The organism is Kitasatospora sp. NPDC002522 (genome assembly GCF_053595195.1).
Genome location: NZ_JBSFXE010000060.1, coordinates 20925 through 32445, shown reverse-complemented (window position 1 = coordinate 32445; position 11521 = coordinate 20925). Strand labels below are relative to the sequence as shown.

The 11521-nt window shown below is 74.3% G+C and carries 11 protein-coding genes; 8 read left to right on the top strand and 3 right to left on the bottom strand.

Annotated features, from left to right (window positions below):
• Positions 1-209 precede the first annotated feature (209 nt).
• Positions 210-875, bottom strand: coding sequence for a hypothetical protein (locus tag ACWD4U_RS32255; RefSeq protein WP_363459656.1), 666 nt, complete (start codon positions 873-875; stop codon positions 210-212).
• 132 nt (positions 876-1007) lie between these two features.
• Between ACWD4U_RS32255 and ACWD4U_RS32250 the strand changes: the two genes are divergently transcribed.
• Complete coding sequence (locus ACWD4U_RS32250; protein ID WP_363459655.1) at positions 1008-2033, top strand: LacI family DNA-binding transcriptional regulator; 1026 nt, start codon at positions 1008-1010, stop codon at positions 2031-2033.
• 158 nt (positions 2034-2191) lie between these two features.
• On the opposite strand, the gene ACWD4U_RS32245 is transcribed toward ACWD4U_RS32250, so the two are convergent.
• Positions 2192-3244, bottom strand: coding sequence for a LacI family DNA-binding transcriptional regulator (locus ACWD4U_RS32245; RefSeq protein ID WP_363459654.1), 1053 nt, complete (start codon positions 3242-3244; stop codon positions 2192-2194).
• Positions 3245-3577: 333 nt separating this feature from the next.
• On the opposite strand from ACWD4U_RS32245, the gene ACWD4U_RS32240 reads away from it, so the two are divergent.
• Entirely contained in the window at positions 3578-5968 is a 2391-nt protein-coding gene (locus tag ACWD4U_RS32240; protein ID WP_363459653.1) for a glycoside hydrolase family 2 protein, read from the top strand.
• Between the two features lie 89 nt (positions 5969-6057).
• On the top strand, positions 6058-6996 hold the full coding sequence (locus tag ACWD4U_RS32235) for an ADP-ribosylglycohydrolase family protein (protein ID WP_363459652.1): 939 nt from the start codon (positions 6058-6060) through the stop codon (positions 6994-6996).
• Between the two features lie 73 nt (positions 6997-7069).
• Here the strand turns inward: ACWD4U_RS32235 and ACWD4U_RS32230 are convergent, their stop codons facing one another.
• Positions 7070-7678 (bottom strand): TetR/AcrR family transcriptional regulator, encoded by a 609-nt coding sequence (locus tag ACWD4U_RS32230; protein ID WP_363459651.1) that lies wholly within the window; start codon positions 7676-7678, stop codon positions 7070-7072.
• A gap of 73 nt (positions 7679-7751) precedes the next feature.
• Between ACWD4U_RS32230 and ACWD4U_RS32225 the strand changes: the two genes are divergently transcribed.
• From ACWD4U_RS32225 to ACWD4U_RS32205, 5 genes are all read left to right on the top strand, one after another.
• A complete protein-coding gene (locus ACWD4U_RS32225) occupies positions 7752-8423 on the top strand; it encodes a class I SAM-dependent methyltransferase (RefSeq protein WP_449787375.1) in 672 nt (223 codons plus the stop codon).
• Positions 8420-8725, top strand: a complete 306-nt coding sequence (locus ACWD4U_RS32220; RefSeq protein ID WP_363459649.1) for a hypothetical protein — start codon at positions 8420-8422, stop codon at positions 8723-8725. Before ACWD4U_RS32225 ends, ACWD4U_RS32220 begins: the two co-directional genes overlap by 4 nt.
• Positions 8726-8813: 88 nt before the next feature.
• Positions 8814-9488 carry a DedA family protein gene (locus ACWD4U_RS32215; protein ID WP_363459648.1) on the top strand — a complete coding sequence of 225 codons (675 nt, stop codon included), beginning with the start codon at positions 8814-8816 and terminating at the stop codon, positions 9486-9488.
• 174 nt (positions 9489-9662) lie between these two features.
• The gene (locus ACWD4U_RS32210; RefSeq protein ID WP_363459647.1) at positions 9663-10346 is read left to right on the top strand and encodes an O-methyltransferase; all 684 of its coding nucleotides are present in this window, start codon (positions 9663-9665) and stop codon (positions 10344-10346) included.
• Between the two features lie 2 nt (positions 10347-10348).
• Positions 10349-11242, top strand: coding sequence for a Gfo/Idh/MocA family protein (locus tag ACWD4U_RS32205; RefSeq protein WP_363459646.1), 894 nt, complete (start codon positions 10349-10351; stop codon positions 11240-11242).
• The last annotated feature ends 279 nt before the right edge of the window (positions 11243-11521 follow it).

Sequence of the window (11521 nt, the reverse complement as noted above, 5' to 3'; positions counted from 1 at the left end):
GCCCGGCCTCCACGGCCTCGGCCGAGACGGTCACGTCTGTCATCAGGTGCTACTTCCTTGATCGGGAGTTACACCGTTCTTTTTACAGACCCGCCGCCGGCGGTGGGGAGGGGAGTTGGGAGCGGGAGTGGCTCGGACGTAACGCTTCCGGCGGACTGACGCTGTGTGGGGGGCCTCCGGCGGGATGGTGCTGGTGGGCTGACGGGGGGTCAGTGGCTGGGGGTGGGCTCCAGGAGTTGACGTTGGTCGTCGCGGATTCGGCTCGGCGGGAGGGTCAGCAGCCATGCGAGGAGCTCCGGTCCGACTGGCAGGTCGCTGTAGAAGCCGAGTCGTAGGTCCGGGAGTTCGCCGTCGGAGAGCCAGGTGGTCAGGGTGTCTGCCAGGTGGGTGTCGGCTGCGGGGGTGGGAGTGGCGGACCAGGTGTGGAGCCATGGTGTCGGGGAGCCGGAGGCTGCGGTGAGGGTCTCGAAGGTCTCGGGGGCGGAGGGCCGGGCCGGGTAGTGGTCCAGGGTGGTGTCCCACCAGGCGTCCAGGACGGCCTGGACCAGGTCCGCGGAGGGCCACTCGCGCCAGTTCGCGGCGTACAGCCGGGCGCCGACCAGGCTGCCGTCGAGATCGAGCCGACCGGTCGTCAACTGGCGTAGCACGCGCGGCGCGAGGCGACGGTACAGGGTTGGGAAGTCGCCCCAGTGGGTCGGGTGCTTGGCGGCCGCGGAGTGCAGTAGGCCGTTCGGGAGGAGCGCGGGCGGCCCGGCCAGGGCTCCGAGCTGGGCGGGGGTGAAGCAGTGGGTGCAGCCGTCGACGCGCGGACCCGGGCGTGCGGTGCGGTCGAGGGCGTCCAGGGCGTGGTGCAGGCGCTGCTGCGCGGTCGTCATGCCGTCCCTGCCGTGGGTACTCCGCCGGGGTGGCGGCGAAGAGGGCGACGCTACCAGAGGGCGAGGTCCGCGCGGGTGGCGGGGAGCTGACAGGATGGGGGGCGTCAGGTAGCGGGTGAGGTGAGGAGTGGCATGCAGCGCCGGGTGACGATCCGGGATGTCGCGGCGCGGGCCGGCGTCTCGGCCGGGGCGGTGTCCTTGGCGTTGAACGAGCGCCCCGGGGTCTCCGCCGCGACCCGGCAGCGGATCGTGGACGCCGCCCGCGAACTCGGCTGGTCGCCGAACCTCGCCGCCCGCTCGCTGGCCCGGGCCGACCAGGTGCACACGGTCGGCATGGCGCTCACCCGCGGCGCGGCGTCCGGTCTCGACCAGGTGCAGATGGCGCTGATCGGCGGCATCGAGCAGGTCCTCGCCGAGCGGCCGTGCGCGCTGCTGCTGCAGACCGTACCCGACCGGGACGCCGAGATCGCGCTCTACCGGCAGTGGTGGCAGTCCGGCCGGGTGAACGGCTCGGTGCTGGTCGGCGTGGTCGCCGACGACCCCCGCCTTGAGCCCGTGCACAAGCTCGGCATGCCCGCCGTCGCCGTCTGCCACCCGTCGCTGAGCGGACCGTTCCCCGCCGTGTGGACGGACGACGCCGCGGCGATCGGCGAGGCCGTCCGCTACCTCGCGCTGCTCGGCCACCGCCGGATCGCGCACGTCACCGGACCGCAGTCGCTCGGCCGCACCCTGCTGCGCACCGAGGCCCTCACCGCGACCGTGGCCGCCCTCCCCGGCGTCACCGCCCGCAGCCTCCCCACCGACCTCTCCGCGCACGCCGGGGCCCGCGCCACCCGCACCCTTCTCACCAGCCGCGACCGGCCCACCGCCCTCGTCTACGACAACGACCTGATGGCCGTCGCGGGCATCGCCGTCGCCGACGAACTCGGCCTCAGCGTCCCGCGCGACGTCTCGCTGGTCGCCTGGGACGACTCCGACCTCTGCCAGATCACCCGTCCCCACCTCTCCGCCCTCGCCGACGACCCCTTCGCCGTCGGCGAGGAGGTCGCCCGCTGCCTGCTCGCCCTGCTGGACGACGGCCACGCCACCTCCCGGGTCTCGGGCACCCCGGTCCTGGTCCCGCGCGGCACGACGGGGCCGGCGCCGCAGGAGCGGTGAGCGGGCGTCAACCGGGATCGACCTCCGCGCCGCGCGCCGTGCGCGCCTCACTCGACGGCCCGGCCTCGGGCTGAACGCCGCCCGGCCCGCCGTCCCGGCCGGCCTGACCCGCAGTCAGGCCGCCAAGGCCGCTGGAGGCAGCGCCGTGTGACCCGCCGTCAGGCCGCCGGAGGTGGCGCCGTGGAGCCGCGCGGGGTGAGCTGGGGGGCGTGGTCCTGGTAGCCGTCGGTGGGGCGGCCGGCGATCAGGGTGAGGAGGGTGCGGGCGGCGTGGGCGCCGTAGGCGTGGATGTCGCGGGTGAGCGCGGTGAGCGGCGGCCGGACGACCTGGGTGAGCGGGGAGTCGTCCCAGGCGACGAGGGAGAGGTCGCGGGGGACGGTGAGCCCGAGCTCCTGGGCGACCGAGAGGCCCGCGACGGCGGTGATGTCGTTGTCGTACAGGATCGCGGTCGGCCGAGTGGGGGAGAGCAGCAGCCGGCGGGTTGCCCGGGCGCCCTCCTCGCCGGTGTAGTCGGTGTGCACGGTCGGCAGCGGGTCCAGTCCGAGGTCGGTGCAGGCGGCGGCGAAGGCCTCGTCGCGCAGGGCGGTGTGCACCAGGCCGGTGAGCCCGGCCACCCGGCCGATCCGGCGGTGGCCGAGCGCGGCGAGGTACTCGACGGTCTCGCGGGTGGCCGCGGCGTCGTCCGACCAGACGGGTGTGAGCCGGCCGGAGCCGGACGGGTGGCCGATCACCACGGTGGGCAGGCCCATCTCCTCCAGCGCGGGCACCCGGGCGTCGTCCCGGCGCAGGTCGACCAGGAGCGCCCCGTCGATGTGCCGCTCACCCCACCAGCGCCGGTACGCCTCCAGACCGCGTTCGTGGTCGGAGACCACCTGCAGCGCCAGTGAGTAGGAGGCCTCGGACAGCACCTGCTCGATGCCGCCGATGAGTTCCATGAAGAACGGTTCGGTCCCGAGCATCCGCGCGGGCCGGCAGAGCGCGAGCCCGACGGCCGCGGCCTTCGCACCACTCAGCGCCCGGGCGGCGCTGTTGCGGACGAAGCCGAGCTCCTCGGCGACCACGGCGATCTTCGCGCGAGTGGCGTCCGAGACACCCGGTTGACCGTTCAAGGCGTTGGAGACCGAGACCTTGGACACGCCGACGATCCTGGCGATGTCGGCGATGGTCGGCCGCTTCGCCGGCGGGCTCTGCTGCGGGGACACCTGCTCCACGGACTTGACGGAACCTTTCGCACGCGGGAAGCGGACCGTGCGTCCGCCCCCTCAAGCTACTACGCCCGGCGGGCCCGAGACGGCCGGAGCGCGGCTGCCGGTCGACCCGTTCGGTGAAGCGGTAAAGCGCCGAGCTTGTCCAGCACCGGCCGCGCGGCGATCTCGTGGGCACCGGCAGCGCTCCTGACTGCATCCAGGACGTGAGTTGACGTGCCGGGAAGCGAGTCAAGCGCACCACATAACCGGTTTATGGACAGCGTCGCCGGGGCGGGTTACCGTGCTCGCGCCGATGACTCACCGTCCCGGTCAGGCCCTCCGATGGGAGCTGTACAGATGACCCACACCACCCCGCTCGGGCAGGGCTGGAGCCTGCGCCACGGGGACACGCGGCTGCCGGCCGTCGTCCCCGGCTGCGTCCACACCGACCTGCTGGCGGCCGGGCTGATCCCCGATCCGTACCTGGGCGTCAACGAGTTGGAGGTGGCGTGGGTCGGACGGCGCGACTGGACCTACACCAGTGACCTGCCGGCCCACGCGGGCGGGTACGAGCGCACCGACCTGGTCTTCGAGGGCCTGGACACCGCCGCCACCGTCACGCTCGGCGGTGTCGAACTGGGCCGCACCCGCAACATGCACCGCACGTACCGGTTCGACGTGACCGGCCTGAGCGGCGAGTTGGCGGTCGAGTTCACCAGCGCGTACCAGGAGGCCGAGCGGGTACGGGAGTTGGTGGGCGCGCGGCCCAACGAATACCCGGAGCCGTTCCAGTACATCCGCAAGATGGCCAGCAGCTTCGGCTGGGACTGGGGCCCGACGCTGCCGACCGCCGGGATCTGGAAGCCCGTCCGGCTCGAGCACTGGTCCACCGCGCGGCTGGCTGAGGTCCGCCCGCTGGTCACCGTCGACGGCACCACCGGCCTGGTCGAGGTGCGGGTCACCGTCGAGCGCACCGCCGCCGGCGCGGGCCGCCCGCTCACCGTCCGGGCCGCGGCGGCGGGCGCGAGCGCCGAGGCGGTGCTCGACGGCGACCACGGCGTGCTGACCCTGGAGGCCCACGACGTCGACCTGTGGTGGCCGCGCGGGTACGGCGACCAGCCGCGCTACGGACTGACCGTCAGCCTGCACGACGGCGCGCGCGAACTCGACGCCTGGCAGCGGCAGATCGGCTTCCGGACCGTCGAACTCGACCGCGGCGCCGACGAGTTCGGCACCGCCTTCACCCTCGTCGTCAACGGCGAGCGGCTGTTCGTCCGCGGTGTCAACTGGATCCCCGACGACACGCTGGTCGCCCGCGTCACCCCGGAGCGCTACCGCACCCGGCTCCGGCAGGCCGCCCACGCCAACGTCGACCTGGTCCGGGTCTGGGGCGGCGGCATCTACGAGCAGGACGTCTTCTACGACGCCTGCGACGAACTCGGCCTGCTGGTCTGGCAGGACTTCCCGTTCGCCTGCTCCGCCTACCCCGAGGAGCAGCCGCTGCGCGGCGAGGTCGAGGCCGAGGCCCGGGACAACGTGGTCCGGCTGATGCCGCACCCCTCGCTGGTGCTGTGGAACGGCAACAACGAGAACCTGTGGGGCTTCCGCGACTGGGGCTGGGAGGAGGAACTCGCGGGCGACTCCTGGGGCGAGGGCTACTACCTCGGCCTGCTGCCGCGGATCGTCGCCGAACTCGACCCCACCCGCCCGTACACCGCCGGCAGCCCCTGGTCCGGCTCCTGGGACCACCACCCCAACGACGTCGACCACGGCACGCACCACTCCTGGGAGGTGTGGAACCGTCAGGACCACGCCGAGTACCGGGCCAGCGTCCCGCGCTTCGTCGCCGAGTTCGGCTGGCAGGCCCCGCCCGCCCACGCCACCCTGCGCCGCGCCCTGCCCGGCGAGACCCTCGCCGCCGACTCGCCCGGCATGCTGCACCACCAGAAGGCCACGGACGGCAACGGCAAGCTCGACCGCGGCCTCGCCCGGCACTTCGCGCCCCCCGCCGACTTCGACCGCTGGCACTACCTCACCCAGGTCGTCCAGGCCCGCGCCATCGCCACCGGCATCGAACACTGGCGCTCCCACTGGCCGCGCTGCGCCGGCACCGTCGTCTGGCAGCTCAACGACTGCTGGCCGGTCTCCTCCTGGGCGGCGATCGACGGCGACGGCCGGCTCAAGCCGCTCCACCACGAACTGCGCCGCCTCTACGCCGACCGCCTGCTCACCCTGCAGCCCGCCGACCGCGACGGTGCACCCCGGACCGCCCTGGTCAACCAGTCCGCCGAGCCCTGGACCACCACCCTGCGGCTGCGGCGCCTGGACGTCGACGGCAAGCTGCTGGCCGACACCTCGGTCGAGCTGACCGCCGACCCGCGCGCCGTGCTCGCCCTCCCCGTTCCGCCGGCCCTGCTGCCCGTCCCCGGCTCCGCCGAGGAGTACCTGGTGGCCGACGCGGACGGCCTGCGCGCCGTCCACTTCCCGTCCGTGGACCGGGAGTTCGCCTACCCCGAGGCCGACTACGCGCTCACCCTGGAGCCCGTCGCCGACGGCGCGCTGGACGTCCTGGTCACCGCCCGCACCCTGGTCCGCGACCTGCTGCTGCAGCCCGACCGGATCCACCCCGCCGCCACCGCCGACCGGGGCCTGACCACCCTGCTGCCGGGCGAGCGGCTCCGGATCCGGCTCACCGGCGCGCCCGAGGCCACCGTCGAGGAGGTGGCAGCGGCGCTCTACTGCGTGTGAGCGACGGTTGATGACGAGCCGTCAGAGCTGGTCGGGGGCGCCGGAAAACCGGGTGGGCGGCGCGGTACGGGGCTGGCAGGATGCCCGGCATGACGACTCCCGACCACACCGACGACCACCGGCAGGCAGCCCGCGACTCCCTGGAGGGCCTCGCCCTCGGCGACGCCTTCGGGGAGCGCTGGTTCGGGCTCTTCCGGAAGCCGTCGCAGGCGTACGAGCAGATCAGGGCCCGCCGGACGCCGGAGGAGTCGCCCTGGCACTGGACCGACGACACCGCGATGGCCCTGGCCGTGTACCGGGCCCTGGTCGACCAGGACGGGGTGAACCGCACCCAGCTCGCCGCGATGTTCGGCGCCACCTTCCTCGCCGACCCGGGCCGGGGCTACGGCCGCGGCATGAAGCTGCTGCTGCCCGTGCTGGCCGAGCAGCCCGCGCGCTGGCCGGAGGAGTCCCGCGAACTGTTCGACCGTCAGGGCAGCCTCGGCAACGGCGCGGCGATGCGGGTCGCTCCGCTCGGGGCCTGGTTCGCCGACGACCTCGACGAGGCCGCCGAACAGGCCGCCTACTCCGCCGAGGTCACCCACGCCCACCCCGAGGGCATCGCGGGCGCCGTCGCGGTCGCCCTGGCCGCCGCCCTCGCCGCCCGCGGCCGCCGCCAGGACGCCCCGAGCGGCGCCGCGCTGCTCCGCACGGTCGCCGACCGCACGCCGGAGGGCGCCGTACGCGACGGGGTGCGGGCCGCCGCCGAGCTGGCCCCCACCACCGAACCCTGGCGCGCCGCGGACCTGTTGGGCAACGGCCGGCACATCCGTGCCACCGACACCGTCCCCTTCGCCCTCTGGTCCGCCGCCCACCACCTCGACAGCCTCACCGACACCCTGTGGACCACCGCCGAGGGCCTCGGCGACGTCGACACCACCTGCGCCATCGCCGGCGGCGTCACCGCCGCCCGCACCGGCCTGACCGACATCGCCCCCGAGTGGCTGTCCCGCCGCGAGGCGCTACCCGCGTGGGTGAGCGAGGGCTGACCCCCGGGCTCATCGGTCGACGGCCCCGTTGGTCGGCAGCTCGTCGGCCGACGCTCCGTCAGTCGACGGGCTGTCAGGACGGGGCGAGAAGCGTCCGCAGCGTGAGGTCGGCCAGGTCGGCCTCGTGGCTGGTGGGGGAGACGGCGTGGCGGAATGGCTGGGAGGCGAAGAGGGAGATCAGCCACCAGGCGCCGGTGGCGGGGGCGAGGTCCGGGCGGAGGGAGCCGTCGGCGCGGCCTCGGGCGAGGAGGTCGGTGAGCGTGTCGGCGACGAGGCGGTTGGCGCGGCGGGCGGCGTCGAGGACGCCGGGTTCGTGGGTCAGGGTCTGCGCGTCGGAGAGCAGGACGCCGAGGGTGCCGCGGTCGTGGACGCGGGTCAGGTGCGCGGGGGCGAGGAGTTCGGCCAGCCACGAGCCGATGTCGGGGCAGCGGTCGGCCCAGGCGGTGAACGCCGCGGTCATCTGCTCGGCGGCGTGGTCGAGGACGGCGGAGAAGACCGCGGCCTTGGAGCCGAAATTCTGGAAGACCACCGGTTCGCTGACCCCGACCCGGCGGGCGACCTCGCTCATCTTGCTGCGGTGGTAGCCGAGTTCGGAGAAGACCTCGGTGGCGGCGGCGAGGATCGAGGCGCGCCGGTCGGCGGCGCTGAGCCGCACGCGGGCGGGCGGGTCTGAGGTCGGCACACGGCCATCGTAGCGACCCCTTGCCAGCAGACTTAGTCGCAACTAAGTTGATTCTCGCCAAGAGAACTTAGTCATGACTAAGAAAGGCTCGCTCATGGACCTCGCAGGCTTCCTGCACGGCACCGCCGACTCCCGCACCGGCGGTCAGACGCTCACCCACGGGCGCGGCTACGACGTCTTCACCAGCGCCTTCTTCGCCGGCCGCCGCGACCGCGTCTACCGCCGCCTCGCCGAACTGAGCGGCGCCCGCCCGGGCGAGCACGCCCTGGACGTCGGCAGCGGCACCGGCTACCTCACCGTCCGGGTCGCCGAACGCCTCGCCCCCGGCGGCACCATCCGCGGCATCGACCCGTCCCCGGACTTCCGCGCCCAGGCCGCCCGCGCAGCCGCCGGACGACCCGGCTGCACCTTCGAGGACGGCGTCGCCGAGCGGCTGCCCGCCGCGGACGGCAGCTGCGACCTGGTGGTCTCCGCCCTGATGCTGCACCACCTGCCCGAGCCCGACCGGGCCATCGCGGTCGCCGAGATGCACCGGGTGCTGCGCCCGGGCGGACGGCTGCTGCTCGCCGACTTCCGGCCGCCGACCAGCGCGCTGGGCCGTCACCTGGTGGGCGCGGCGGTCGGTCCGGTGATGGAGAACAACCCGGTCCACCTGATGCGCCCGCTGGTCGAGCAGGCCGGGTTCGGCGGCGTCGAGGAGGGCGACCTGCGACCGTGGGTGCACTACGTCCAGGCGGTCCGGTGATCGGCGCCGACGGGTCGCGGGCCGGGCCGCCGGGTAGCAGCGGGACGCTGGCGGGCGCCGACCGGGGGCTGCTGGGTGCCAACCGGGCGCTGCGCGTAGCGGTGGTCGTCCTGCTGATCGGCGGGCTGGCGCTGCACCTGTGGCTGGGCAGCCGGCTGCCGCTGCTCGCCGTCGTGGCGGCGCTGCTGTGCCACCTCGGGGCCCTGCTGACCGCCCGCCGACTGCTGCGGCGCGGGAACCGGCGGGTGGTGGCGGCCGTTGGCGGAGGCGGGGGCTCGGAGGGCGCGCGGGGTACCGGTTAGGCTGGCCCGACCGGTTCTTTACCGAGATTTTCCGTAGTGCCGTGCGCCGCCGGCCCGCTTCATCCTGCCCAGACGGAGGTACTCCGCCTTGCACCTCGACCAGTGGATCGAGAGCGTCCCGCCGACCTCGGTGTACGTCATCATCGGTCTGATCATCGGCCTGGAGAGCCTGGGCATCCCGCTGCCCGGCGAGATCGCCCTGGTGACCTCCGCGCTGCTGGCCGCCAAGGGCGTCGTCAGCCCCTGGGGCGTCGCCGGGTGTGCGATCGCCGGCGCGATCATCGGTGACTCGATCGGGTACGCGATCGGGCACAAGGGCGGACGGCCGCTGTTCGCCAAACTCGGCCGGAAGTTCCCCAAGCACTTCGGACCCGAGCATCTGGCCACCGCCGAGCGGGCGTTCCAGCGCTGGGGCATGTGGGCGGTGTTCTTCGGCCGCTTCGTCGCCCTGCTCCGGATCTTCGCGGGCCCGCTGGCCGGCACCCTGCGGATGCCGTACTGGCGCTTCCTGGTCGCCAACGTGCTCGGCGGCGTGGTCTGGGCCGGCGGTACCACGCTGCTGGTGTACCAGGTCGGCAAGGTGGCGGAGAAGTACCTGCAGGGCGCCTCGTACATCGGCCTCGGCGCGGCCGCACTGTTCGGGGCCGGGTCGGCGCTGATCATCAAGCGGCGGGCGAAGAAGTCGCGGGCGCAGCACCCGGAGCAGTCCGGCGGCAAGAGCGGCGAACCGCTCACCGACACCGTCGCCGAACCCGTGGAGTGACGGCGGCCCCTCGGTGGGCACCGCTGGGCGAGACGTGCAGGCCGGTCCCGGTTGCGGGGCCGGCCTGTGGCGTTCCCGGTGCGGCGGAGCGGGGGCGGATCCCCGTGTCCGGCGTACCCGCGGGTGCGGGCAGGGAGTAGGGTCGGCCGGGCGACATGATCACGGAGGTGGGGAATGGCACGGCAGGAGAGCGACCCGCGCGCGTGGACGGCGGTCGACGAGTACATCGGTGACCGTTTGATCGGGCACGACGAGGCACTGGAGGCGGCGCTGGCCGCGGCCGACAAGGCCGGGCTGCCGCAGATCGCGGTCGCCCCGAACCAGGGCAAGATGCTGCACCTGCTGGCCCGGATCCAGGGTGCCCGGCGGATCCTGGAGATCGGCACCCTGGCCGGCTACAGCGCGATCTGGCTGGCCCGCGCGCTGCCCGCGGACGGCACCCTCACCACCCTGGAGCTCGACCCGGCGCACGCCGCCGTCGCCACCGCCAACCTCGCCCACGCCGGTCTCGCCGACCGGGCCGAGGTCAAGGTCGGCGCGGCCCGCGACACCCTGCGCGAACTCGCCGAGGCCGGCACCGAGCCGTACGACCTGGTCTTCATCGACGCCGACAAGGCAAGCATCCCGCACTACATCGAGGCCTCGCTGGCGCTCACCCGCCCCGGCTCGGTGATCGTGGTCGACAACGTGGTGCGCGACGGCAAGCTCGCGGACGCCGACAGCGAGGACGAGGCGGTGCGCGGCGTCCAGCGGATGCACGACCTGCTCGCCGCCGAGCCGCGGGTCACCGCCACCACCGTGCAGACCGTCGGCAGCAAGGGCTACGACGGCTTCACCCTGATCCGGGTGGAGGGCTGAGCATGCGGATCGGACTGCTCGGCACCGGCCCCTGGGCGGGCTTCGTGCACGCCCCCGCGCTGGCCGAACACCCGGACGTCGAGTTCGCGGGCGTCTGGGGCCGCCGCCCCGAGGCCGCCGCCGAACTCGCCGCCGTGCACGGCGTGGACGTCTATCCGACGGCGGAGGCGCTGTTCGCCGACGTCGACGCCGTCGCCATCGCGCTGCCCCCGGACGTGCAGGCGGCTTTCGCCGTAAGTGCCGCCCAGGCGGGCTGCCACCTGCTGCTGGACAAGCCGGTCGCCGCCACGATCGACGCCGCCCGCGCGGTGGAGGACGCCGTGGCCGCGGCCGGGGTCGCCTCGGTGGTCTTCTTCACCGTCCGCTTCGGCGACCGGCAGGCCCCCTGGATCGCCGAACAGGCCGCCCAGGACGGCTGGTTCACCGCGCACTGCCAGTGGATCGGCTCGGTCTTCACCACCGACAGCCCGTACGCGGCCTCCGCCTGGCGGCAGCAGAAGGGCGCGCTGTGGGACGTCGGCCCGCACGCCCTGTCGGTGCTGCTGCCGATCCTCGGCGACGTCGAGCAGGTGACCGCCGCGCCCGGCCCCGGTGACACCACGCACCTGATCCTGCGTCACACCGGCGGCGCCTCCAGCACCGTGACGCTCAGCCTCACCGCCCCGCCCGAGGCCTCCGCCAACGGCGCGGGCCTGGAGCTGCGCGGCACCGCCGGCGTCGTCCAGCTGCCGGACCGCTCCGAGCACCCCACCGCCGCCTTCGGCCGCGCCGTCGACGCCCTGCTGGCCACCGCGGCCGGCGGCCCGGCGCACCCCTGCGACGTGCGCTTCGGCCGCCGGGTGGTCGAACTGCTGGCCGCCGCCGAGGAACAACTCCTGCGCGGCGGCAAGCACTAGGGTCTGTCGTCACCCGAGTACACCCCCGACGAGGGCTTCCCCCGCACGCCGAGAGCACGAACGAGCCACCGCGGGGCCGCGACGGGGTTTGACGACAGACCCGGCGCGGGGCTTCGGATCGCCTCGCGTCAGCGGGTGGCTCCCGATCCCCCGGTGGGGCCGGGGGCTGTCGGCGGCTGACGAGAAGTCGGGGCGGGTGTGCGGGGCGGCTGGGCCGGGTTCGGCAGCGGGGGTGTCGTCGATCGGGTGAGGCGGGTCGGCGGATCGGTGCGCGGCGGG

Bases quoted from the DNA above. Each gene is read 5' to 3' on its own strand.
- ACWD4U_RS32250 (WP_363459655.1), top strand. From the start codon at position 1,008: ATGCAGCGCCGGGTGACGATCCGGGATGTCGCGGCGCGGGCCGGCGTC.
- ACWD4U_RS32235 (WP_363459652.1), top strand. From the start codon at position 6,058: ATGACGACTCCCGACCACACCGACGACCACCGGCAGGCAGCCCGCGAC.
- ACWD4U_RS32210 (WP_363459647.1), top strand. From the start codon at position 9,663: ATGGCACGGCAGGAGAGCGACCCGCGCGCGTGGACGGCGGTCGACGAG.
- ACWD4U_RS32225 (WP_449787375.1), top strand. From the start codon at position 7,752: ATGACTAAGAAAGGCTCGCTCATGGACCTCGCAGGCTTCCTGCACGGC.
- ACWD4U_RS32255 (WP_363459656.1), bottom strand. From the start codon at position 875: ATGACGACCGCGCAGCAGCGCCTGCACCACGCCCTGGACGCCCTCGAC.
- ACWD4U_RS32240 (WP_363459653.1), top strand. From the start codon at position 3,578: ATGACCCACACCACCCCGCTCGGGCAGGGCTGGAGCCTGCGCCACGGG.
- ACWD4U_RS32205 (WP_363459646.1), top strand. From the start codon at position 10,349: ATGCGGATCGGACTGCTCGGCACCGGCCCCTGGGCGGGCTTCGTGCAC.